This window comes from Bartonella sp. AC62GZZY (genome assembly GCF_042196525.1).
Classification (GTDB): domain Bacteria; phylum Pseudomonadota; class Alphaproteobacteria; order Rhizobiales; family Rhizobiaceae; genus Bartonella.
In genome coordinates, this window is sequence record NZ_JBHIQN010000013.1 from 1 (window position 1) to 23722 (window position 23722).

Sequence of the window (23722 nt, forward strand, 5' to 3'; positions counted from 1 at the left end):
ATATCCACTAAACCAGCATGAAATAAGGCATTTGGCAAAAGAAGATAAGTTGGAACCTGTGGAACAACAGCTCTAATACCTAGCTCAGGCGGAACATCAAGCGATATAGAGAGATTAGACGAAGGTTCCAAAGCATCAGAGGACTCAGAAGGCTTTGGTTCAACAGGGGAAGAAGCAGAAGGAACAGAATCTGGAGATGAAGGTGATACCGGAACAGAGGGCGGTAATAGAAGCTCCATGAAATGATTATTAGATAGAATTTTCTAGGCAAGAAACTAAAGTGTAGAAGGCTGCTCGTAGGAAACTTTGTTCTTTAGAGGGGGAACTCAAAAAACTTTTTATTTAGGAAAATAGTGTTGAATTCCCTTCTTCTGATCGTAGGAATAAATCGTTGTTTTTATGATGAGATCAGCTATTTTTTGCCAAATTTTTAAGAAAAATGCTGTTATGGAAGTATGTAGCCTATATAGATGTTTATAGGGAGATAGGGGGCGGTCTTAGGGGTGATGTTTTTATTCTTGTATGGGGGTAGCAATGTTAAAATGTCAAAAACATGTTTAAGGTATTTTCTTGTCGAAAGGGTGCAGGAAAGGAAGAGGGAAGATTTAATGATTACGAAGATTTTAGGAGACTTTTGGGGGGGGAGATTAGGGAGGTAGGATTTCTGAGAGCTCTAGAGATGCAAGGGGATAAGATTTCTGGAGGATTGTGTGGGCATTTTTTATCAGCGATGATTGCGCTTGTTGGTGTAATTTAATCAGTGATATTGATTATACCACATTCACCATTTTCGCTTCCAAAGGCGAGGTTGTGCCCTGCTTGATCCCAGTTGAGTGCTGAGATAGCGCTTTTCCCATAACCTTTTAGAAGGACTTCTTTTCCATCATGAAAATATGCGGCTAAAATCATTCCATCATTGAAGCCTATTGCTACAATTTCTTTGTTTGGGTGGCATGAAACGGTGCTCACAAGCGCATTTGCTCGTGTGCCTAGTTCTAGAGGTGTTTTTCCCATGGGGCCGTCTTTTGTATGAAAGGGCCAAATAATTGCAGCAGAGGCACCTGAGGTTGCTAGCCATTTTCCTTTGGCGCTCCAAGACCAGCTTTTGACTTTGCTTGGGTAGCCACTCATGCGGAGGTGCTGATTATCAGTCAGACGCCAGCCATGCAAGGCATTTTCTTGCATCGTGGAAATGACATAGCGGTTGTCTGGTGAAAAGGTGACACCACAATGAGCTCCTTTCCATACCAATGTGGTAGGAGATATTTGCGTTGATAACCAATGAAGAGTAACACCATTGTAATGGGCAACGGCAAGTCGTAAACCTTTTGGGGCAAAAGCTAGGCCTTCTACACTGCGTTCATGCGTGAGCTCTTGCTGTTCTTTTCCAACCTGTGCAAATGCGAGACGAGAGGAGGAAAAGGCAAAAGCTTTTTGTGGTCCAAAAGCAACGTTGTTTATCCATTTGCGTTCTTTTTGGCTTAACACTTCTGTGTGATCCTCTGCGGTTGTTTGACAGACTTTTCCATCTTCTCCCCCTGTGATGATTGCGGTATTGTCATGGGAAAAATGGCTTGAAATTATTCCTTGGTGAACTTCAACGATTTGTGGGGTTGGGGTTAAAAAAACAATGAAACCTTCTACGGAAACAAAGGCTGGTTTATTGCCTATAAAACCGCAGGAAAGGCAGTAACTTTTGAGATAATAATGGGTAATGTTTGGCATTATTACTTACTCATGCACAATTTTCAAAACCAGTTTTTAACTGTTTGGCATCAAGAGAGCGTCCGATAAAAACAAGACGGCTTTCTCGTTTTTCATCTTCACGCCATGGGCGTTGATGTTGTCCCTCAAGAAGCATATGTATCCCTTGAATGACGTAACGATCATCGTCTCCTTGAAAGGCGATAATGCCTTTAAGACGCAAGATATTAGGCCCCTGTTGCTGCGTAACCTGTTGAATCCAAGAAAAAAACTTTTCTGGTTGCAAAGCGCCTGTTTTTAAACTTACAGAAGTGATGGTAATATCATGAAGGGTGGATACGTTATGATGGTCATGATCGCAATCGGGACCACACACATGGTCGGCGTGTTGGTCTTTATGTTGGTGATCGAGAAAATGAGGCTCATGATCGAGAGTCCGTTGGAGATCAAAAAAACCACGATTAAGGAGTGTCTCAAGAGGAATATCGGCGCGCTGTGTTGTATAGAGTATAGCGCGAGGATTAATAGCTAGAATGAGAGATTCAGCATGGCTGCGTTCTTGTTGAGTAACAAGATCAATCTTATTTAAAAGAACAATATCTGCGAAAGCAATTTGATCTTCAGCTTCACGATTTGTTTTTAGTTGAGAGGGCAAATGCTTTGCATCAACGACCGCTATGACACTGTCGAGAGCTGTTTTTTCATGGACCGTATCATCCATGAAAAAGGTTTGTGCTACAGGGACGGGATCAGCAAGCCCTGTTGTTTCGATAATAATCGCATCAAATCGATGAGAACGTTGTATGAGACTTTCCAAAATGCGAATGAGATCACCACGTACGGTACAGCAAACACAACCATTATTCATTTCATAAATTTCTTCGTCTGATTCAATGATCAGGTCATTATCAATACCAATTTCACCAAATTCATTGACAATGACGGCATAACGTTTGCCATGATTTTCACTAAGAATGCGGTTGAGAAGTGTGGTTTTTCCTGCGCCAAGATAGCCTGTGAGAACCGTAACAGGAAGTTTGTTGGGCTGTATTTTTTCCATGGAGGGACCTTTTATTGTTCTTTATTGCCATGTGTTTATGTTAAATCGATGGATATCATCAAGTAAATCACGAAGCTGAGACAGAACATGAGAAAAGATTGCTTCACCGGCTTGTGGTGTTGCTTTGCTTGCGTCTCCTGCTGCACCTTGCGTGTTTAGATCATGCATTGTCCAACCAAAGGCATGAGGACCATAAGCGCGTAAATATCGATAATTGGCAATCATATCTGCTTGCTTATTATGAAAATTTTTTGCCTTCTCCATATGAACTTTTTCCGGTGCTAAATAAAGCATGAGAGAGGTTTCGATAAAACCTCCATGGATATCAAGATGTTGTTGAGATGGCTCCATGAGACCTTGTGGTAAACCAAAACGGCTCCAGCTTGTTGCTACAGCGAGCATGGAAAGACGCTTTCGTAATTCGGTGATAACAATGCTCATTAAAGGTGAATTGCCTCCGTGAGCATTGAGAAGAAGAAGACGGTTGATCCCTTTGTGATAACAGTTTTCACCAATCTTTATCCATCGCTTAATCGCATCAGAAAAGGTAAGGGTTTGTGTACCTGTAACATCCATATGTTCTATGGAATAGCCAATCTTTTCAACTGGTAAAAGTGCGATAGGGAATTGCTCTTTTGTTTGTAAAGTGAGAGCTTTTGCAAATGCTTCAGCTATAATCCAGTCGGTTTCAAAGGGAAGGTGCTCTCCGTGATATTCATGTGCACCTAAAGGTAAAAGAGCGAGAAAAGGTGGGTTAGATACCATAAATTAATGCCCAAAAGAGAAGTCAACAGAGACAAAGTGATCAAAGGCTTTAGAGTTATTTTTTAGTCTATATATAAAAGAAATGCAAATATCATATTTTTACATTACAGAGGGATGTTATAAAAATGAGAGCTTTGTTAAAAACAGTGAAGCTTTTATTGAAAAAAGCCAATTCAATTGTTGATGTAATATGAGGTGACTCTTCTCAAGATAGATATCTCTTGTAAGATTTTTGATATGTATTCTTGTTTTTGACAAGTAAATCTTCGGGCATATTAAATACTTCACATCATGTAATGAAAACTGATTTTTCTATTGTCTATTAAAGTGAAAGTTTTGATAAAGCTGCATATGCTTCTTTCTGCTATGGAGCAAGAATAGTCAAAGTATTTTTGTTGTTATGAGTACTACGATAGAACAGATTTTGGTTTCAATCAGCATTCCTAAATTCTTAAGTTAAGTGTACGTATCTATATTACAAAAGAATAGAAATTGATTGATTTTATTTTGGATAGTGTATTAACAGACTTTAGTGTTCATGAGAAAAAATGAATATAAAGGGAAGAATTCACTAAGATAGAATTTGCTCTCTCAGAGAGCAGTTTATAAGATGATTCAAAAAGAAACACCGTTGGATACATGATAAACAGAACGCCATTGTGTTGCACATCGACACGCTTGTTTTAAAGAAACATTTAGTACACCAAAGCCTATTTCACGACGCAGCTTGTGAATGGTATAAGGGTAAAACCTTATAATATAAAATCTATTGTGTTCCACCATCTTTACACTTTAAAAGTAAAAAGGGGCACCATCATTCACTTTGCCAGTTTTCAATACTATGTTAACAGCGCTTGATAGTTAAGATACCTCATAAGTAATATTTTCCTTTCTTCAAGTGTATTTATACACACATCGATCTCGTTTGTGATTTGCAAGTGAAGAAATTTGATTGATTCAATATAAACAGAGTTAAAATATAAGAGAGTTTTATAATCGTTAGCTTTCTCATTCAACAGGCAAAACAATAAATTTATTATTCAATATCAGTTTTATGGCGTTATTTTTTCAATGCGCTACTTAAGTTAGTATTTCAAAAATGTAATTTTTTAGTAATTTTCTCTATCACTTTTCCTTCAAGCATTTGATCAATTCTTTATTATTATTCATTTTGCACAAATTGCAGACAGTTATGTGAATATTACAAAAATTTATTTCAAAGAGAATTATTTTTTACTAATACAGAGTAAATATAATTACTCAAAATATAAATAAGGCTACGCTCTACAATATTGACGAAAAATATGGAATAACTTTTATAAAAATTAATAAAGAAAGTTGTTTTTCAGTATTTTGTGGGATCAACTTATTTTTCATGACTCTCTTTTTATTTAATTTTAGGTAGTTTGTTGGAGATCAATTATTGCTTATAATGTTTTTGTCAATCTGATAGATTTACTTATTTTATGCGTTTGTTTTGTTAGGTTTGAAAGTCAATATTTTGTTACAATTTATACCTATTTTATAGAAAAATAGTATACTATTTAAAGATTTATTTATTATGATATATTTGTTTTAGATCAAGTTTTTTTATTCTCTACCAATTTTATTTTTTAATATTACTGATGAGTGATATAATAAAAATCCATTAAGTGCTATTTATTTTTATTGAAATAATAGACAAGCACTATCATTATATTGAAAGTTTTTAATGTTATAATTCTTTAAAATTAATTACATTTTAAATTATTTATAAAAGCTCTATTATATAATTTTTTAAATGAATTTGTTTCGTAATATTTCTTATAATAATAAATTTAACAAATTCTTATTATTTTTATCATTTATTGTTTTTTATCTTTACATGTAATACATAATGTGTTATATGTTAATAACAAAATTACATATAATATTTTATTTATGTGTAATTATATAAATGATTAAATATAAGTTTTGGTTTTTATATATGTGAATATTCTTTCATTTTTTCAGTGAAGAAAAAGAGGAGCAAAGAAAGCTATGTTTAAAATATTTAAAAATCGTGTATGTTCATTTACTTTTACACTATTTATTCTTTTTTTTGTACAAACTATAGAGGGAAATGCAAGTTTTGTAAAAAATCAATTTCAAGAGGGAGGAATTGTTTCTACATTAGAAAAAAGTGCGGTTGTTAAAGCGGTAGATAGGGTTGTTATCCATAACATTGAAGGACAAAATGAAGTTGCTTTAGGGAAACCTGAAAAAGCTTCTGCCTTTTCAGGTTCAGCCTTTTGGGGGGGGATAGGTATTTTATCACTTCTTGCTTCTTTATGTATTGGGGATGTATTAGGTGCTGTTGTATCTCTTTTTGGAATATTCATTACACTTTAGTAGAAAGCTCATCGACAGAGTCGAGGATTTTTTGTTCACTTCATTATTTAAAAAAATAAATATTTTATTATTTATACTATACTAGATAATAAAATCACTACTCTTAATATTAAATGTAGCTTTTATTAACATTATTAAAGTTCAAGATCCTACATTTATGTTTTTTTTACAAATTAGTGTAACCTGATTTTTTTACAGTTTATGGTTATTTTCTAGTAATAAGGATAGTATACTTACTATCTTTATCAGTCTTTTAATATTGTCTACCTTTTCTCATATGAAGATTATTCATCAAAGGTATATTTTATCCTTTTTAAATTTTTTTATCTTTCATAAGGGGATAAAATAAAAAAGTATCCCTGTATTCATGGTTCTCACGCAATAAGAAAAATGAGAAATTATTATTTATCATTTCAAATTTGTTGATGTTAAATCCATAAAAAGTATTTTTTATGTATAACAAGTTGTGTTCGTGTATGGACAAAATTATTAAAGAAAAAAAGAGTAAAAATTCTTCTCATGAATTATCTCTAAGGTTCAAGGGCTGTTGTAATATTGGCAAATAAATGATGATGCTGGTTTGTATCTTCATAGAGTAAAGATAGTGATACACAATGAATCTTATGCCATCTCATGGGGTGGTTTATATTGTCGCATTTACAGGACATATTGTGAGAGGGAAGTGGTGATGTGCATCGTTGGAAAATGCTTTTATTAAAATATAAACTTGTATTTGCGATAGAGGTGTATTCTGGGTTATTCTGTTGCTTAAGGGAAGGATACTGTTAAGTAAGGTAATTCAGGAGCATTTATAGCTTAGTGGAAGAAGGGTAATGAAGTAAAAGGTCTTGTTTAGCACGAAGACGTGCAATCCATTGATCTTCACGAATGGCTGTATTATGTACTGTAATGAGTTCGTTTTTTTTAATTGCAGCTGTTACTGTTGCTTTTTCCAAAAGACCACAAGGAATGGCGTGGTGAGCGCGTGCTTCTGCGATGTTCATTATCCAAGCACGATAAGTATAAAGACCGATAAAGTCTAGCTGATCACCTGGATGTAAATCTTTTTTAGCAACAGCACAGACTTCTACTACGGGATGGCTAAGAGGGACCATATCTTTTTTTCCATAAAGCATAATACGTGCGCAGGTAAGGGGAACTTCCATTGCTGTTAAATGATAGGGGCGATGAAAGGTGAAGTAAGGCCCCTGACCAATTTTTAAATCTTCCATACGCTCGCGTAAACGTGGGTGTGCTATTTCTGCAATCACAAAAACACCTGGTGAAACACCTTGACCTATTGAATAATCTACAACACCATATCGCTGTAAAATGCCTCCATCTTGCTTTGGAATAAGCACTTTATTTAAATCTTGTAGCGCTGCTCGTGGTCCATGCATTCCTGGGCAATCGGGGAGAAGTCCGGTGGCATTGGCAATGGCTGCCATTTCAACCATCGTTTTGGAACCATCAATAAATTCAACCAACATGCGTACATTCATATTACGCTGGAATGCTTCTTCTTCGTAAGCATCAGGTGTAGCATCAAAGCGCAGAGGATTATTTTTTCCTTTACCTGCTGCAACAATCTTATGTCCAAGAGCTGAAACAAATTCTATGAGTTCCATACAAGAAGTTGGTTCATCGCCGGCACCAAGTGTATAAATGAGCCCTCGTTTTTCTGCTTCATGTTTGAGATAAGCGCCAATTGTAACATCTGCTTCAACATTCATCATGACAAGATGTTTGTTATTCTCAAGCGCTTTGATACCAATTTCTGCTCCTGCTTCGGGATAGCCTGTTGCATCAATGATAATATCAATTTGTTCATGGCGCAAAACAAGGTCAATATCATCTGTCGCTGCAATCAAACCATTTTCAATGCTTTGCGTGAGAGCATGAGCATTTTCAATTTCACAGACATGTCCATCTTCGCCATAGGCTAGTGTAGCGGCATCAAAAATACGTGATGGTGTCCTCGTGGCTACAGCAGCGACTGTTATACCATCCATATGCGCAATACTTGATAATAAATCTGTCCCCATTTCACCGCAACCAATCAGTCCAATACGGATGGGGGGGTGGTTTTCTGCACGTTGTTTCAAATCATGCGCTAAACCTGTTAGGTTCACATTGCTTGCCATTCTTTTTTCCTATTTGAAAACTATTCTGCTAAAGAACTTTTCTCATTCATAAGGTGCATTTGTTTTTAAGACAATTAATCTTTTATTCTTGATGCTCTAATCAATGGATTTTATAAAAGCAAGAGGGGGGCTTTTATCGAATAAAATAGGAATAGCGTTATGCAGCAAAAAATAGCAGTACAAGATATCACCAGTTTTATTGGGAAGGAAGTAGGATTATCGGAGTGGCGTCTTGTTACACAGGATATGATTAATCAGTTTGCATGCGCTACAGATGATCATCAATGGATACACGTTGATGAGGAAAAGGCTAAGCAAACACCGTTTGGTGGCACGATTGCTCATGGTTTTTTAACATTATCGCTTTTGTCTACGCTCGCTTATGAGACTCTTCCTGAGTTGGAAGGGACCACAATGGGGATTAATTATGGTTTCGATAAAGTACGCTTCATGAGTCCTGTGAAAACAGGGGTACGGATACGTGCGCGTTTTGTGTTAGACGACGCAGAAATTCGCCCTTCTGGTCGAGTGGTTTTCCATTATGGGGTTACGGTGGAAATTGAAAAGTTAAAAAAACCAGCTCTTACCGCTCAATGGCTTATCGTTGCTGTTGTGGAAGAAAAACCTTCCAATATCTAGATTATTTGAGTGCTTTATTTTACAAAATTTTTATACAACTCTATTAGAAGTTTCTTCAATGATGATATTGAGAATAATCTATAGGATAATAGATATGATCGAGCTATCATAGCGTTGATAGCCATAGCAGGTTACTATCTTTCCTAGATCGTTTTGAAGAGGAGTTTTCTAATGAAGATAGTGCATTGCTTCGCGCTTTTATTTATAGCGTTCTTTATGGGATCATACCCATCACGTAAAACAGAACGCTTCAAATGGAATATACTTACGTTGCCAATTCACAGGCTTATTTTAAAGCAATGTCTCTCAACGCTCGTCACACCCATTTCGCAATGGCGCCTGTGAATAGTATAACGATAAAGCCATTGAGCACCCTCATATTTTTATGCTTGTGAAGAAGAAAACCGATACTATTATCATATTATATGCTAGCCGCCAATGTTAAGACAGGTCTTGGCGCTGGAGATAATTCATAAGAGGCATGCCTTCCTTTCTTGTATGTTTTTACTCACACGGCTCTTCCCGCTTGTAACGTGCAAGAGAGAGGTTTTGGTTGATTCTATATGGAACAAATTGGGAATGAGAGGATCTTACGGTATTCAGAGTTCTCGTTCAATATGAATAACACCATATTATCATTATAAATTCAATGTGTTATCTACGGTTTGGAGAGGTTGTGGTCAATGTCTTAATTTAAAGAGAGTCTCACATACTATGAGATCTCTTATTTTATCCCCTTTTATATTAAAGCCATTAAAACTATTTTCTTTCATGTTACAAACGGATGGGGAGAGATAAAAACTGTTTAAGGAAAAAGTTCCTAATCTCTTATGAGCGTTTTCGATAGGCAAGGGTTGGTACACTTGGAAAGTGGCAAAGAGGATGATGGTATTGGCATGTGAAATTTTAAGTCTTTTAATGTTTCGTTTTATCAAGTTTTTGTACGATTTTATCAGAAGTCCATTGGGTTGTAATATTGAGCACGATCAAAAGGATGATGACGATGGTCATGATGAAGGTATTGTAGCGTTGGTAGCCATAGCGGATTGCCATATCCCCTAAACCGCCTCCACCAAGATATCCAGCAAGTGAGGTGGCTCCTATAAGAGAAATGACCATGACTGTAAAACCTGTAATCAGGCTAGGGAGAGCTTCAGGAATAAGAACATGTCTGATAATTTGAAGACGACTTGCACCCATCGAGCGGATCGCTTCAATGAGACCGTTTTCAACGGTTTTAAAAGAGAGTTCCGCCATGCGAGCATAAAAAGGGATAGCTGAAATGGTCAGTATAAAAATTACAGCAGGCATTCCTATCCCTCTTCCTACAACGATACGCGTTATGGGCAGAAGATAAAATGCAAGAATAATAAAGGGAATGGCACGAATACTGTCAATGATCATGCTTAAAGGGCGATTGATGAGAGATGAGGAAAAAATCCCTCCGCGTGCTGTTGTGTGAAGAAGAAGACCAAGGGGAAGCCCTATAATAAATGCCATAACAGAAGCACTAAGTGTCATCAATATTGTATCAATAACAGCTTGGGGAAGTTCATGAGACAGAACATTAAACATAGCCTAAGACCTCACAATATCGTCCTTTTTTCGTTAACCATTGAACAGCTTTTTCTAAAGCTTCTTTATCTTCTCCAGGAAGAGCCAAGAAGAGTCGCCCGATGGTTTCATCTTGAACTGTATCAATGCCACCATGCAAAATACGTGCTTTTAAACCACTCTCATTTTCTAGAAGATGAAGAAAAGGCTGCTGGGCAATTTCACCGGCAATATTAATTTCAATGACAGCTTCTCGTCCGATTGGTTTGAGATTTTTCGCAAATTTTTCAGGAAGTTGCGGGGTTACAAGCTTGAGCATGGCTATGGTTGTATCGTCTTGCGGTGATGTAAAGATGTCTTTCACACGTCCTTCTTCTACAATGTTCCCCTGATTAAGAACAACAACGCGATGCGCTATGGTGCGCACAACTTCCATTTCATGGGTGATGAGCACAATCGTGAGATTGAGGTGTTTGTTAATATCAGCAAGGAGCTCTAGAATAGATTGTGTTGTTTCAGGGTCAAGAGCAGAAGTGGCTTCATCTGATAACAATATTTTAGGATTAGCAGCAAGAGCACGAGCAATGCCAACGCGTTGTTTTTGCCCCCCAGATAATTGTGCCGGATAGCAATATTCTTTCCCAAATAACCCAACTAATTCAATCAGTTCAAGGGCACGTTTGTGGCGTTGTTTTTTATTTACACCACTTAATTTAAGCGGCAATGCAATGTTATCAAGAATATTTTGCGATGAGAGAAGATTGAAATGTTGAAAAATCATCCCAATTCGTTGACGGTAAGGCGCCCATTCTATCTCTGATAGATTGGAAATATCAACACCTTCAAAAAAAATGGCCCCTGCATCAATCTTCTCTAACCCATTTAAACAGCGGATAAGTGTTGATTTTCCTGCTCCACTGCGCCCAATAATGCCAAGGATTTCACCAGCATGGATATTTAAAGAGAGATTATTAATTACCGGAACACCAGCCGTTTTGTTAAAACAACGGCTGATGTTTTTTAAGGAGATAAGAGTAGGTTTTTCCATTCACAATTACTCGGACATTTGGCACAATTACTCAGATACTTGGCACAATTACTCAGATATTTGGCACAATTACCAAGATGTTTGGGCGGTTTTGCCAAAAATCTCTTTGATTTTTGTACGGATAAGATCGTTGTTGTAAGCGGCAACTAATTTTTTAACCCATGGTTCATCTTTTTCGCTCGTGCGTACAACGATGATATTATCATAAGGATTATTTTTGGCGCTCTCCCATGCAACCACATCTTTTTCAAAACTTAATCCAGAAACAATAGCCCAGTTTGTGTTTATAATTGCAAGATCAAAATCGTCAATAGCTCGCCCTAACATACCGGCATCGAGCTCACGAATTTGCAGATTTTTAGGATTTTCAATAATATCAAGTGGAGATGCAAGAATATTATGAGGATCTTTTAACTTAATGAGACCTAAAGAATTAAGAAGAAGTAAGGCTCTTCCACCATTAGATGGGTCGTTCGGAATACCAACATGAGCACCATCACGAAGATCTTTTAAGTCTTTTATTTTGTGTGAATAAACACCGATTGGAGCAATAAATGTATAGCCGACAATTGAAAGTTTATAGCCACGTTGTTTCATTTGTTCATTAAGATAAGGGGCGTGCTGAAAAGCATTCGCATCGATCTCTCCTGCGTTAACAGCATCATTAGGCAAAGCGTAATCAGAAAAATAAACGAGTTCAATATCTAAACCGGCTTTTTTAGCCTGTTCCGCAGCAGTTTTCCAAATAATCGCATCCCGCCCTTCCATAATACCAAGTTTGATCTTTGTTTTGTCTGCGGCCATGGAAAAAGCAGTAGACAAAAAAAGTGCAAAGAGAGAGAGGAATAATCCTATAATCCGACTACGAAAAATTTTTTTTAATGTCATATGCTTTTAACTTTCTTTTTCGAGAAATTTTTTGAGGGAAGTTTCAATATACTCTGTATCTTTTTAGGCAGATTTAAAGTTATACAAGCTTTAGAGAATATTCAATCACTTTTATTTTTAAAAGAGTATTATTTTTCCTTCTATTTTAGTTGTTTTGGGGGCTGATCATCTTTTGTTCATAGAAATTCTCTGAAATTCAAATAATTAATTCTTTTATTGCAATCATTTGTTGAGGGAACCAATGCCCCTTTAAAAACTTCTGTAAGGGACAATTGGTTGAAGAACTGGACAATCAGATGATGTTTTAGCCGTAAATTCATGAAGAACATACTGCGCAATCAAGATCAAAAGGCCGTGTTCGTGTAGGCGATAAAGAGAGGTTTTGTTGCAATGTTGTGGGATTTTTTGGGGAAAAAGGTTGCTGATCATTGGATTTAAACGCGGCAAATTTTTGCAAAGGCGAATTTTTGTCCTTCATATGTTTTAGAGAGGAAGAAAAATAATGTTAAGAAAGAAATTTTTATCAACAATGATGACTTTATGGGCTTTAGGAGCGTCAGGGGTGGCTGTGACTGCTTTTCACGCGGAAGCTGGAACCATTACAGGAACAGTTGCTCGTGTTGCATCAGGTCAGGTATCTTTACGCACAGGCCCTGCGACAGCTTATAAAGTTATCGCAATGGTTCCAATGGGAGCAAAAGTGCAAATTTATGGCTGCCTATCCAATAAAACTTGGTGTTCTCTTGGTTATCATGGAAAAGTTGGTTGGGCATCTGCACGTTACGTCAATGTTAACGATGTTCCTACCATTGCTTTTAAAAAGATGCCAGCAAAATCAAAATCCATGGTAAAATCACCAAAAGAAAAAGTGAAACAGGCTGTTTCTGATTTTAAAGCTCTTCCGGCGATTCAAAAAACACGCAAAAACATGCAAAAACTCTATAGAACAGATATGATTATCGATTCCACCGGGGTAAAAAAAAGAGATGAGCGGACAATTTTAAATCCGTCGCCAAAAGCGCAAGGAGTTTCTGTAAAGCGCGTGAATGCTTATAATCCCTCCTTTCCGGATGATGTCAATTACAAAAACTTTGAACGCAATGAAACGCGTTACCGTGTCGTGACTTATCCTGCTCGATAAGGGTAAAGTTAATTTCACAACCGGAATGACAAAAAGGATCAGCAGCATGAAGCAAACAATGCTTATGCTGCTGCTCTTGCTGTTTCGTAAAGCGGCATTAAGGTGGATATTAGTGCAAGCTCCTTCAAAAGTGTGATTGTGTTCAGATTGGTGCAGGGAAAGAGCTTCATTCTTTAAGGCAGAGAGAGCTAAGAATATTCAGGGTGGAATTTGCCAGTGCTTTGAAATAATAACCTTTTAAGATGGTGTTAGAGGGAAGCTGTTAAAAAAGCCGGACTTTTTAACAGACCGGCTTTGTATAAGGTTCCTTGTCCTGTCGGACAGGAAGATGATTAATTTATCGACTTTGGCTTGATCAAATTACGAGAAATGAGCAATTCAGCAATTTGAACGGCATTCAATGCTGCTCCTTTTCTTAAATTATCGGCAACAACCCAGAAAGCTAAACCATTTTCAACGGTGATATCTTCACGAATACGGCTAATAAAGGTGTCATCTTCTCCCGTACATTCATAAGGGGTGGTATAGCCACCATCTTCGTGTTTATCGATAAGCTGACAGCCGGGTGCATCGCGTAGGAGCGCTTGTGCTTCAGATGCGCTTAGTGGTTTTTCAAATTCAACATGGACAGCTTCGGCATGACCGATAAAGACAGGAACCCGAACAGCAGTGGCTGTTAATTTAATTTTCGGATCGAGAATTTTTTTTGTTTCCACGGTCATTTTCCATTCTTCTTTTGTATAACCATCTTCCATGAAAACATCGATATGAGGAATGACATTAAAGGCAATGCGTTTAGTGAATTTTTTTGATGTAATTGGATCTGCAACAAAAACTGCACGTGATTGTTCGAAAAGTTCGTCCATTCCTTCTTTACCAGCTCCAGAAACAGACTGATATGTAGAGACAACAACACGTTTAATGATTGCAGCATCATGGAGAGGTTTTAAAGCTAAGACCAGTTGAATTGTTGAACAATTAGGATTTGCTATAATATTACGCTTAGAAAAGGCATTTATAGCTTCGCCATTGACTTCAGGGACTATCAACGGAACATTGGCATCATAGCGCCACGTGGAGGAATTATCGATGACGACACAGCCGGTAGCAGCGATTTTAGGGGCGTATTCTTTGGAAATGCTCCCTCCTGCAGACATAAGACAAAAATCTGTGTCTGAAAAATCGTAAGTATCCAGTGCTTTTACTTTTAAAGTTTTATCTCCATAAGAAACTTCTTGTCCTAATGAGCGTCGTGATGCGAGAGGGACAATTTCATGCGCAGGAAAACCACGCTCTTCTAAAATTGTAAGCATTTCACGACCAACATTGCCGGTTGCGCCAACAATTGCAACTTTAAAACTCATTTTCTATACTCCTCATGTCTCTCCACGTTTATTCCCCGTGCTATACTCAGGAGAGAGTGAGTTGGTCAAGGAACATCGTTAAATTATATTTTTGATTTTCAACAACTCAATTTTGTGCACACCAATCATCATCGTTAGCACAATAAATTGTTTTATTTCAAATGATACGTCTCTTTTAATCTTTCAGAATTGAAAAAATTGAATATTTTACGCTAAACTATTACCTCTTTAGAGAGCACTTTAATTAAGTGAATTCCTTATCTTCTGTCAATGTTTACCTTCATACTTTTGAATTTTTTAAAGATGGTATTACGTATCGCGTTGGTTGAATCTTTTAATACTTTATTTGTTAATTGTTGAATTATTTGATTTTCTCCCTATGCCTTTAAAAGCGAAACTTCCTATTACAGTCTGTAAACAGCTAGATTCTAGCGGCTTCCCATTTTTCACTTAAACTAAAGGCTCAACAAGCAGGCCTAAAAATATTTCAAAAGATATTGGGTATCTAAAAAACATTTGAATGTTTCAAGGAGGTATGCGTGCTTCATATCCTCATACCTTAAATGATAGAATTCATAGCACAACAGAATAAACTTAAGTATTCGTATATATAAATTCTTATGAAAGTTATATATATATTTTTCGTATCTATTTTTTACTTTATATTTCTTATTTTTACTTTAATAATATTATGATATAAAATATCATTATTTGGAGTATGATGGTATAAGATCTTTAAGCTTTCTCGATATATTTAAGTGTTTTTTAGTGTGTGGGAATATTCTTAGGCTTGTTTGGCAAGCCTTTTTTAAGTGACTTATATGAGTGGAAAGCCAGCCGTTGAACACTCCCATATTTACGTTTAATAAAAGAGAAAGTTAGCACCATCATCCATTTTCCCAGCACCCAATATCGTTACAGCTCTTGGTCTGTGAGACGATTCAATAAGAGGTATGCCTTTTTGTACATTTTTACTTACACGCCAACTTTGCTTGTAATGTGCAAACAAGAGATTTTGATTGATTCAATATAGAACACGTTTGAAATGAAAGAATTTTACGATATTCGGAACACTTATTCAATATCAATAACGTTAGATATATGATTATAAATCAAAGTGCTATTTCTAAGTTAAACTCGTTAGAATTCCGATTATTTACATACCAGATTAGATTAAGCATTTTCATTCTCATGAGGTATGGGGAGACAGGCAAAATTCTTGTCAAGATTATTAAGGACTTTGATTATCCTTGCAATGAATTTATGAAAATAAGGGGTTATTTTTTTCATCAGAAATCAACTGCAAAATTGCTCTTTGTTTTTTGCGGGTCAGTATTCTGAAATTTTTCAAAAGTAAATATTCTGCTTTGCTTGCTATTCTGTCATCACAATGATAGAGGTTCTCTTCTTTTTTGCGCTATCAGCATAAAAGAAGGAAACGGGAACATCTAATATATGAGCAATTTCCTGTAAACGTCTTGCACTTACGCGATTTAAGCCTTTTTCATATTTTTGGATTTGTTGAAATGTTACGCCTAAATGACTTCCTAATTGTTTTTGAGAAAACCCCCATGACGTTTCTTCTGAAGCGAATTTTTTTGCCTAAAGAAATATCGTAAAAATGTAGATTTTTAGCTTTCACTTGATGTCCCCACCGGTTGCGAGCGCCCTCGCATTAGTATTCCGGGGGCTGGAAGTGCTGACTCAAAACAGCCTCTTGCTTTTAGTGCTGAAAGCACTTGGACATAACAAAAGCCCCCGGAAATTCCGGGATATCCGCAAAAGCGGTTTTATTTCTAGTTTGAGTTTTTCGGGCTTCCAGACCCTATTTGATTGTTGCGTATACAACCAAAAACACAAGCCTCCTTCATAAGGCAATTACTTTCAATCGTCAATTGAAATTACAACAGTGTTTCTTGTTTATTTTTTCAAGTTTTCACGTAATTAATGCGTGTATTATACATAAAAATATTGCTTGAGATACTTTAGATACTTTTAAAAATTGTAAAGCGGAATTAAAGGGTGATGGCAAGGTAATGGGGTGATTTTCTCCTTTACGATTTTATGTTTTCTCTCCCAAATTAGGTTGCGTCTTCATTTCAAAGATTATGCAAACAGATAAATATTCTTGTCTTCTATATGGTATACAGAAGATGATACAGCTTATCGTTTTTATTCATCTTAAATTGAGGTATCTCAAACATGTTGCTCGTAAATAGTATAAATTAAAGTCCATGAAATATAACAATCTTTATGTTTAATATAATAAACTTCATTCACTTGGGTTGATTCAAAATGTTATTATGGCTTTTGTATTTAAAAGGTTCATAAGAGCCATTTTTATTCCCTTTTTAATTATTTTTATTCAGATGCTTGTGTTGTGCAAGCGAATGGTTTTGATTGCTTTAGTATGAACAGGCTGGAATGAGAGAATCTGGTGATATTTTTGGCTTTTGTTACAAGGTGTAAAGCGATATAAATATCTTTATTGTAAAACGCTTTTTTTCAGAATTCGTCAATACTTGAGATATCATATTGATAGAGGCTTGATAACAGTGGGCTTGTAGAGGGAAATTGCATGAGGATTTTTTATTTTTTATGCGTTATTTCTTCATTGTTTTGCAAAGAGCGCGCTTCTGAGGCAAGCATAATGGGAACGCCATCACGAATAGGGTAGGCAAGTTTGGCTTTGAGAGAAATGAGCTCTTGTGTTTTTCGGTTGAAAGAGAGCGTGCCTTTCGTCATTGGGCAGACGAGCAATTCGAGCATTTTGGGATCTGTAGTCATTTTTTTCATGTTTGGATATTCATTAGTTTAAGCGGTAATCTGTTCCTGTTTGTTTCATGAGCGAGCGTTCTGTTAATGCAAGAAGAGTTTGGGCACGGCTTTCGATATCTGGAGCTTCAAGGAGAGCTTGTTTTTCTGCTGGTGTAAAGGGGATAAGGGCAGAAAAAGCATTAACCAATATAGGTGTAGGGGCTTCTATGATGCTGCTCCAATTATATTCCATTTCATGGATGGTTAGATATTTTTCTACAACGTCGAGTAAGTTCTCTCGGTTAATGCTTTCTTCAATATCAAATTCTTGCAAGTCTTTTATGTTTGATTGGATGAGAGCTGTTCGATAGGATTTTGTGTTTTTCAATTCTTGTTCTAAAGTGAAGCGGCAAACACCTTGTAAGATAATGAACAGTTGTCCATTTCCTGTTTCACTGTAGTTTGTAATGCGCCCTATACAGCCTGTTTTATAAAGTTGTGTAGAGAAGCGATCTGTATCCGATGAAAGTGGTTGAATAATGCCCAATAGACGATCAGTTACCATAACATTTTCAATCATTTCAAGTGATTCTGGTTCAAAAATGTTAAGTGATAAAAAACCACCGGGTAGTAAGAGTGCACCTTCTAAAGGAAAAAGAGCAATTTGCTTTGGAAGATCATTTTCGCAATTGTAAGAGATATTACCAGCTTTCATGAGTATTTTGTCACCTTTGTTCGGTAGTTTTATTCTGTAAATAGTCGCTATTTATGACACTATTGAGAAAGCAGAAAACCTACTTCTTGTGCATTAAAACCATACTTATAAAATATTTGAAGTCCTTATTCTCAAAAAGAATATGAAACCCTATCTTTAAGGTTGAACTGTACGCGAAAGAATATTGCTTGCGATCTTTTTAGTGTGTGACGTTTTGCATGATTTTCAAGAGGTATTTTTGTTTATAGCTTTTGATTTTTGTCTTAAATTTCCTAAAATGTGTTCCTTGCAATTTTTGTAAGGTTCAAAAGGATAATATTATAAATCTTTTGAAGCAGCTTATGCAAGTTTTAAAATGAGAGTATTTTCATCACTTTACTAATGACAGTGTGATAAAGATAGGCTATAGGTTTAAATATGCTGGAAAGAGCGTTATCGTTTCTTTCATTCTTTTGCGGGAGAGTGCAGATTGCAAATTTTCGCATTGCCGCCGAAGGGGAAATAGCCCATAATCTCTCAGGCTTTAAGGACCGTAAAAGGAAGAAGGCAGATCTGGAAAGTCGGGAGAACCCGCGCCGAAGGTGTAAGCGGAAAATTTTTTCGCGAGTCTCTCAGGTTGATGACAGAGGGGGCAGAGACGACCATATTCTGTGGGCGTTAGCGCAGCTTTGGAGTTATTATGGGCACAGCACAAGAAACATCTTTTTTAAAAACACTTCCTTTATATGATTTGCATGAAAAAGCAGGAGCAAAATTTGGTGCTTTTGCGGGCTGGAACATGCCTTTAACTTATCCTCTTGGCGTTTTAAAAGAGCATCTTCATACGCGTGCACATGCAGGACTTTTTGATATTTCTCATATGAAATTGATTGCAGTTGAAGGGGCACAAGCCGTGGAATTTTTGTCCTATGCTTTTCCCATTGATGCAGCAGCTTTAAAGATTGGACACTCACGGTATAATTATTTGCTTAATGAGCAGGCTGGTATTCTTGATGATCTTATCATTACCCGTTTGGAAGAGGGCCGTTTTATGTTGGTTGCCAATGCTGGGAATGCACAGGCTGATTTTGTAGAATTGGAAAAGCGTGCGGTTGATTTTGAATGTCAAGTGATTGCCCTTGAAAGGGTATTGCTTGCGCTTCAAGGTCCTGAAGCGGCAGCTGTTCTTGCTGATGCGGATTTGCCAGGGAATGAATTGTTCTTTATGCAAGGATTCGAACCACAACAGGATTGGTTTATAACGCGTTCTGGTTATACGGGAGAGGATGGTTTTGAAATTGCTTTGCCTATAGGGCATGCGCATATGTTGGCTGAAAAATTGCTGAGTGATTCTCGTGTTGAGTGGATTGGACTTGCAGCACGCGATAGCTTGCGGTTGGAAGCGGGGCTGTGTTTGCATGGAAATGATATTACCCCTGATACGACACCTATTGATGCGGCTCTAACATGGGCTGTTCCTAAAAGTGTTCGAGAAAAAGCACAATTTTATGGTGCAAAGGCTTTTCTTGAAGCACTGCAAAAAGGACCTGCTCGTTGTCGTGTTGGATTAAAACCGCAAACGCGCCAACCTATTCGTGCCGGTGCGCTGCTTCTTGATGATCAAGGTAATGAGATTGGCGTTGTAACATCAGGTGGTTTTGGTCCTTCTTTTGAGGGGCCTGTCGCGATGGGTTACGTTCCTGTTGATTTTAAAGTTGAAGGAACACAAGTCTTTACAGAACTGCGAGGCAAAAAGATTGCACTATCAGTTCATTCTCTTCCCTTTGTTGAACAACGTTATTTTAAAGGATGATTTTTTATGTCTAAAACTTATTTTACACAAGACCATGAATGGCTTAGAGTTGAAGGACAAGTAGTGACTGTTGGGGTTACGCATTATGCGCAAGAGCAATTAGGGGATTTGGTTTTTGTTGATTTACCACAAAGTGGAACAAAACTTTCCAAAGGAGAGGCGGCGGCTGTTGTGGAATCAGTGAAGGCGGCTTCAGATGTTTATGCTCCTCTTGATGGTGAAGTGGTCGAAAGAAATGAAACATTGGCGGATAATCCTGAATTGGTAAATCAGAAAGCCGAAACAGAAGGCTGGTTATGGAAGATGACATTGCAAGATGAAACTCAACTGGACGAGTTGTTAGATGAAGATGCTTATAAGGCTTTGATTGGATGAGTACCATGATCGAGCGTTCTTTTTCTTCTCGACATATTGGGCTTCGTCCTGATGAAACACAAAAAATGCTTGATGTTTTAGAGCTTGATAGTGTTGAGACACTCATTTCTCAAGCTGTTCCACACTCTATCCATTTGGGACGTTTATTGAATCTTCCAGAGGCCGCTAGTGAAGGACAAGCCTTAGAAGAACTCTCCAAGATGATGGAGCGTAACCATGTGCATAAAAGTTTTATTGGGCAAGGATATCATGGAACTTATGTGCCTCCGGTTATTTTACGAAATCTGTTTGAAAATCCTGCTTGGTATACTGCTTATACGCCTTATCAAGCAGAAATTAGCCAGGGTCGTTTAGAGCTTTTGTTTTATTTTCAGACATTGGTTAGTGAACTAACAGGTTTGCCTGTTTCTGCTGCTTCCCTTCTTGATGAAGCAACTGCTTTAGCTGAAGCCAATGCCCTTGCTTTTCGCTCTTTCCGTGAGAAAAAAACAAAAATTTCTCTTCAGAGTCTTTTACATCCTCAAACTTTGAGTGTTGCGCAAACGCGTGCTGAAACACAAGGGATTCAGATTAGCCAAAATGGCGAAATTGATTCTGATACAGCGGCAATTGTTTTATCTTGGCCAGATACAAAAGGTTCTTTTCATGATTACAGTGAGATCATAAAAGAGGCAAAGGAAAAGGGAGCTTTAGTTATCGTTGTAGCTGATCCTTTAGCGCTTACCCTTCAGGAGCCACCTGCTCAATGGGGGGCAGATATCGTTGTTGGCTCTATGCAGCGTTATGGCGTTCCGATGGGATTTGGTGGTCCACATGCTGGTTACCTTGCTGTGAGTGATGCGTTAACGCGTCTTATTCCAGGGCGTATTGTTGGTCAATCCGTGGATACCAAAGGACGCGTTGGTTTTCGTTTGGCTTTGCAAACACGTGAACAACATATTCGGCGTGATAAAGCGACGTCAAATATTTGTACAGCGCAGGCTTTGTTGGCTAATATGGCAACCGCTTATGCTGTTTGGCATGGGCCAAAAGGCTTACAAGAAATTGCACAGCGAATTCATCATTTAACATGTCGTTTTGTTGCTGGTTTAGAAGCAGCAGGGGTTCATGTTGAAGGGAAAAGCTTTTTTGATTGTGTGAGTATTTCTGTTAAGGGAAAAGCGCGTGAGATTGCGCATCAAGCCAAAATAGGTGGGCGCCTTATTCGTGTTCTTGATGATGACACTATTGCAATCAATTTTGATGAATTATCAACAGAAGGAGATGCTGGTGCTTTAGCGCAGCTTTTTGGGGCACAATTAGGCGATAAGGCTTCTCCTCGACTCTTTGGAAAAAAACGGGAGGCTGCTTTTCTTTCTCAGCCTTTTTTTCATGCGGTTCATTCAGAGACAGATATGATGCGCTTTTTGCGTCGTTTAGCGGATAAGGATTTGGCGCTGGATCGCGCTATGATCCCTCTTGGTTCTTGTACAATGAAGCTTAATGCTGCGGCTGAATTAATGCCTGTAAGTTGGGCTAGTATGGCCAATATACACCCCTTTGTTTCACAAGAGGATGCAGCGGGATATTTGGAGATGATCAACCAGTTAAATGCGTGGTTGTGCGAAATTACAGGATTTGCGCAAGTTTCTTTTCAGCCAAATTCTGGTGCTCAAGGTGAATATGCTGGGCTTTTGGCTATCCGACGATATTACCAATCACGGGGAGAGCATCAACGTACAGTTTGTCTTATTCCTGCATCTGCGCATGGTACCAATCCAGCCTCGGCCCATATGGCAGGGATGGAAGTCGTTGTGGTAAAATGTTTAAGCGATGGTGATGTTGATGTAGACGATCTCAAGATGAAAGCGCAATTGCATAAAGATAAATTGGCTGCTCTTATGATTACTTATCCTTCAACCCATGGTGTTTACGAGGAAAGCATTAAGGAAATTTGTTCTATTATTCATGAAAATGGCGGACAAGTTTATTTTGATGGTGCTAATCTCAATGCCCTTGTGGGTCTTGCTCGTCCTGCGGATATTGGCGCTGATGTTTGTCATATGAATCTTCATAAAACATTTGCCATTCCCCACGGGGGGGGTGGTCCTGGTATGGGACCAATTGGTGTTGCAAAGCATCTCAAACCATTTTTACCAGGTCATGAACAGGATGGGACAACACATGCGGTTTCGGCTGCTCCTTATGGAAGTGCGTCTATCCTTGCGATTACATGGATGTATATTCGAATGATGGGGGCTGATGGCTTAAAATATGCAACACAAATAGCCATTTTAAATGCCAATTATATTGCTGCACGTCTTTCACCAGTTTATTCCATTCTTTATCGGGGCAAGCATGGGCGTGTTGCGCATGAATGTATTGTGGATACACGCGTGTTGAAAGAGCAGTATGGGGTGAGTGTTGATGATATTGCAAAACGTCTCATTGATTATGGATTCCATGCGCCCACGATGTCGTTTCCTGTTCCGGGAACTTTGATGATTGAGCCAACGGAATCAGAACCAAAAGCAGAGATTGATCGTTTTTGTGATGCTTTACTCTCTATTGCTGAAGAGGCTAAGAAAGTTGGTAGCGGGGTTTGGCCAAAAGACAATAATCCATTGGTGAATGCCCCCCATACAGTGGTAGATACTTTAGATGATGCTTGGGCACGACCCTATTCGCGACAAGAAGCTGCTTTTCCCAACAGTTTTCTTGATCCAGCCAATAAATATTGGCCTCCTGTATCGCGTATTGATAATGTTGCGGGAGACAGAATGCTTATTTGCTCGTGTCCGCCATTGGGAAATACCTATTAAACGAAAAATATATATTTAATTGGTTTATTTGCATGAACAAAAAAAGCCCACACATTTTGTGTGGGTTTTATGCTTATTGGTTCTGTTGCTATGGCGTTATTTGTCTGTTTTCTAGAATTTTGCATTGTTTTTTATAACATGAGCAAAATCGAAAAAGTTGACAAAAAAGCTGTGTTTTGTCGGCAATAGGTATGCTCTCCTTTGCCTTCTACCGTATGACATGGTTTTAGTGACTAGGCCATCGGTCTAGCCAGCTAATCATGTAAACGAGAGCGAAACCTATGAGGATAGGTCACGTCTGTTGCATGTGTTGTGATATACTACTCGTCACTAGGGTGACGACGACCGGTTGTAGAAAGAATAAAATCAATTTTAGTGTTTTTGATGATAAAGACACGCGAAACTCTGTTGTTGCATCTTTTCGAGTCAAAAATTGTCTAAATATTTCTCTTTAATCTGCTTTTTATAAATATGACGCAAAAATATATAAGAACATCTGTTAGAATGAGCAAACGCAAAGCCAAATGTATTATGGGTATTTTTTACAAGGTGTCTTATAAAAAGCCGGCACATCTTTCCACTTCATTGCAAGTCAGTTTGTGACT

The 23722-nt window shown here is 37.7% G+C and carries 19 protein-coding genes and 1 riboswitch; of the genes, 7 read left to right on the plus strand and 12 right to left on the minus strand.

Translation table 11 applies throughout. The annotated features are described in order from the left end of the window. Window positions 1-239: hypothetical protein (locus ACFIML_RS07400; protein WP_375687779.1), on the minus strand; the 239-nt coding region annotated here is incomplete at its 3' end. 314 nt (window positions 240-553) lie between these two features. Here ACFIML_RS07400 and ACFIML_RS07405 point away from each other — a divergent pair. After that, window positions 554-757, plus strand: coding sequence for a hypothetical protein (locus ACFIML_RS07405; protein WP_375614752.1), 204 nt, complete (start codon window positions 554-556; stop codon window positions 755-757). On the opposite strand, the gene ACFIML_RS07410 is transcribed toward ACFIML_RS07405, so the two are convergent. From ACFIML_RS07410 to ACFIML_RS07420, 3 genes are read right to left on the minus strand one after another with little or no spacing between them, the layout of a single operon-like run. Continuing rightward, window positions 754-1725: a WD40 repeat domain-containing protein gene (locus ACFIML_RS07410; RefSeq protein ID WP_375687781.1), complete on the minus strand. Its 972-nt coding sequence runs from the start codon at window positions 1723-1725 to the stop codon at window positions 754-756. The two genes, ACFIML_RS07405 and ACFIML_RS07410, sit on opposite strands and share 4 nt — an antisense overlap. Window positions 1726-1735: 10 nt before the next feature. Beyond that, on the minus strand, window positions 1736-2764 hold the full coding sequence (locus ACFIML_RS07415; protein ID WP_375609691.1) for a CobW family GTP-binding protein: 1029 nt from the start codon (window positions 2762-2764) through the stop codon (window positions 1736-1738). Window positions 2765-2785: 21 nt separating this feature from the next. Then, complete coding sequence (locus ACFIML_RS07420) at window positions 2786-3529, minus strand: creatininase family protein (protein ID WP_375609692.1); 744 nt, start codon at window positions 3527-3529, stop codon at window positions 2786-2788. A 2019-nt stretch (window positions 3530-5548) separates the two neighbouring features. Here ACFIML_RS07420 and ACFIML_RS07425 point away from each other — a divergent pair. Next, window positions 5549-5899: a hypothetical protein gene (locus ACFIML_RS07425; protein ID WP_375686715.1), complete on the plus strand. Its 351-nt coding sequence runs from the start codon at window positions 5549-5551 to the stop codon at window positions 5897-5899. Window positions 5900-6708: 809 nt separating this feature from the next. Here the strand turns inward: ACFIML_RS07425 and ACFIML_RS07430 are convergent. Continuing rightward, window positions 6709-8043: an NAD(P)H-dependent oxidoreductase gene (locus tag ACFIML_RS07430; RefSeq protein ID WP_375608716.1), complete on the minus strand. Its 1335-nt coding sequence runs from the start codon at window positions 8041-8043 to the stop codon at window positions 6709-6711. Window positions 8044-8202: 159 nt separating this feature from the next. Between ACFIML_RS07430 and ACFIML_RS07435 the strand changes: the two genes are divergently transcribed. Then, complete coding sequence (locus ACFIML_RS07435; RefSeq protein WP_375607361.1) at window positions 8203-8682, plus strand: MaoC family dehydratase; 480 nt, start codon at window positions 8203-8205, stop codon at window positions 8680-8682. 915 nt (window positions 8683-9597) lie between these two features. Here ACFIML_RS07435 and ACFIML_RS07440 read toward each other — a convergent pair. From ACFIML_RS07440 to ACFIML_RS07450, 3 genes are all read right to left on the minus strand, one after another. Next, window positions 9598-10257 carry a methionine ABC transporter permease gene (locus tag ACFIML_RS07440; RefSeq protein ID WP_375607360.1) on the minus strand — a complete coding sequence of 220 codons (660 nt, stop codon included), beginning with the start codon at window positions 10255-10257 and terminating at the stop codon, window positions 9598-9600. Then, the gene (locus ACFIML_RS07445; RefSeq protein ID WP_375607359.1) at window positions 10250-11284 is read right to left on the minus strand and encodes a methionine ABC transporter ATP-binding protein; all 1035 of its coding nucleotides are present in this window, start codon (window positions 11282-11284) and stop codon (window positions 10250-10252) included. The genes ACFIML_RS07440 and ACFIML_RS07445 overlap by 8 nt, the downstream gene beginning before the upstream one ends. Before the next feature lie 69 nt (window positions 11285-11353). Next, window positions 11354-12172: a MetQ/NlpA family ABC transporter substrate-binding protein gene (locus tag ACFIML_RS07450; protein ID WP_375608717.1), complete on the minus strand. Its 819-nt coding sequence runs from the start codon at window positions 12170-12172 to the stop codon at window positions 11354-11356. A gap of 502 nt (window positions 12173-12674) precedes the next feature. On the opposite strand from ACFIML_RS07450, the gene ACFIML_RS07455 reads away from it, so the two are divergent. Continuing rightward, window positions 12675-13313, plus strand: coding sequence for an SH3 domain-containing protein (locus tag ACFIML_RS07455; RefSeq protein ID WP_375607357.1), 639 nt, complete (start codon window positions 12675-12677; stop codon window positions 13311-13313). A gap of 332 nt (window positions 13314-13645) precedes the next feature. Here ACFIML_RS07455 and ACFIML_RS07460 read toward each other — a convergent pair whose 3' ends face one another. The 4 genes from ACFIML_RS07460 to ACFIML_RS07475 form a co-directional block, all read right to left on the minus strand. After that, window positions 13646-14677 (minus strand): aspartate-semialdehyde dehydrogenase, encoded by a 1032-nt coding sequence (locus tag ACFIML_RS07460; RefSeq protein WP_375686713.1) that lies wholly within the window; start codon window positions 14675-14677, stop codon window positions 13646-13648. Window positions 14678-16051: 1374 nt separating this feature from the next. Then, window positions 16052-16195 carry a hypothetical protein gene (locus tag ACFIML_RS07465; protein ID WP_375607370.1) on the minus strand — a complete coding sequence of 48 codons (144 nt, stop codon included), beginning with the start codon at window positions 16193-16195 and terminating at the stop codon, window positions 16052-16054. Window positions 16196-17266: 1071 nt separating this feature from the next. After that, window positions 17267-17473 carry a Trm112 family protein gene (locus ACFIML_RS07470; protein WP_375614754.1) on the minus strand — a complete coding sequence of 69 codons (207 nt, stop codon included), beginning with the start codon at window positions 17471-17473 and terminating at the stop codon, window positions 17267-17269. Between the two features lie 13 nt (window positions 17474-17486). Beyond that, a complete protein-coding gene (locus ACFIML_RS07475) occupies window positions 17487-18149 on the minus strand; it encodes an LON peptidase substrate-binding domain-containing protein (protein WP_375610818.1) in 663 nt (220 codons plus the stop codon). Between the two features lie 445 nt (window positions 18150-18594). Further along, window positions 18595-18692, plus strand: a riboswitch (glycine riboswitch). A gap of 136 nt (window positions 18693-18828) precedes the next feature. Here ACFIML_RS07475 and gcvT point away from each other — a divergent pair. Genes gcvT through gcvP form a run of 3 tightly spaced genes read left to right on the plus strand, consistent with a single transcriptional unit; the run spans window position 18829 to window position 23117 of the window. Then, complete coding sequence (gene gcvT, locus ACFIML_RS07480; RefSeq protein WP_375607354.1) at window positions 18829-19941, plus strand: glycine cleavage system aminomethyltransferase GcvT; 1113 nt, start codon at window positions 18829-18831, stop codon at window positions 19939-19941. Between the two features lie 6 nt (window positions 19942-19947). After that, on the plus strand, window positions 19948-20316 hold the full coding sequence (gene gcvH / locus ACFIML_RS07485; RefSeq protein ID WP_375607353.1) for a glycine cleavage system protein GcvH: 369 nt from the start codon (window positions 19948-19950) through the stop codon (window positions 20314-20316). A 5-nt stretch (window positions 20317-20321) separates the two neighbouring features. Next, entirely contained in the window at window positions 20322-23117 is a 2796-nt protein-coding gene (gene gcvP, locus ACFIML_RS07490) for an aminomethyl-transferring glycine dehydrogenase (protein ID WP_375607369.1), read from the plus strand. Window positions 23118-23722: the final 605 nt, after the last annotated feature.

Excerpts from the sequence above, each read along its gene's own strand:
- ACFIML_RS07455 (WP_375607357.1), top strand. The coding sequence starts at position 12,675 with ATGTTAAGAAAGAAATTTTTATCAACAATGATGACTTTATGGGCTTTA.
- ACFIML_RS07445 (WP_375607359.1), bottom strand. The coding sequence starts at position 11,284 with ATGGAAAAACCTACTCTTATCTCCTTAAAAAACATCAGCCGTTGTTTT.
- ACFIML_RS07450 (WP_375608717.1), bottom strand. The coding sequence starts at position 12,172 with ATGACATTAAAAAAAATTTTTCGTAGTCGGATTATAGGATTATTCCTC.
- ACFIML_RS07440 (WP_375607360.1), bottom strand. The coding sequence starts at position 10,257 with ATGTTTAATGTTCTGTCTCATGAACTTCCCCAAGCTGTTATTGATACA.
- ACFIML_RS07430 (WP_375608716.1), bottom strand. The coding sequence starts at position 8,043 with ATGGCAAGCAATGTGAACCTAACAGGTTTAGCGCATGATTTGAAACAA.
- ACFIML_RS07470 (WP_375614754.1), bottom strand. The coding sequence starts at position 17,473 with ATGAAAAAAATGACTACAGATCCCAAAATGCTCGAATTGCTCGTCTGC.
- gcvP (WP_375607369.1), top strand. The coding sequence starts at position 20,322 with ATGATCGAGCGTTCTTTTTCTTCTCGACATATTGGGCTTCGTCCTGAT.
- ACFIML_RS07420 (WP_375609692.1), bottom strand. The coding sequence starts at position 3,529 with ATGGTATCTAACCCACCTTTTCTCGCTCTTTTACCTTTAGGTGCACAT.
- ACFIML_RS07435 (WP_375607361.1), top strand. The coding sequence starts at position 8,203 with ATGCAGCAAAAAATAGCAGTACAAGATATCACCAGTTTTATTGGGAAG.
- ACFIML_RS07425 (WP_375686715.1), top strand. The coding sequence starts at position 5,549 with ATGTTTAAAATATTTAAAAATCGTGTATGTTCATTTACTTTTACACTA.
- ACFIML_RS07415 (WP_375609691.1), bottom strand. The coding sequence starts at position 2,764 with ATGGAAAAAATACAGCCCAACAAACTTCCTGTTACGGTTCTCACAGGC.
- ACFIML_RS07410 (WP_375687781.1), bottom strand. The coding sequence starts at position 1,725 with ATGCCAAACATTACCCATTATTATCTCAAAAGTTACTGCCTTTCCTGC.
- ACFIML_RS07460 (WP_375686713.1), bottom strand. The coding sequence starts at position 14,677 with ATGAGTTTTAAAGTTGCAATTGTTGGCGCAACCGGCAATGTTGGTCGT.
- ACFIML_RS07405 (WP_375614752.1), top strand. The coding sequence starts at position 554 with ATGTTTAAGGTATTTTCTTGTCGAAAGGGTGCAGGAAAGGAAGAGGGA.
- ACFIML_RS07475 (WP_375610818.1), bottom strand. The coding sequence starts at position 18,149 with ATGAAAGCTGGTAATATCTCTTACAATTGCGAAAATGATCTTCCAAAG.
- gcvT (WP_375607354.1), top strand. The coding sequence starts at position 18,829 with ATGGGCACAGCACAAGAAACATCTTTTTTAAAAACACTTCCTTTATAT.
- gcvH (WP_375607353.1), top strand. The coding sequence starts at position 19,948 with ATGTCTAAAACTTATTTTACACAAGACCATGAATGGCTTAGAGTTGAA.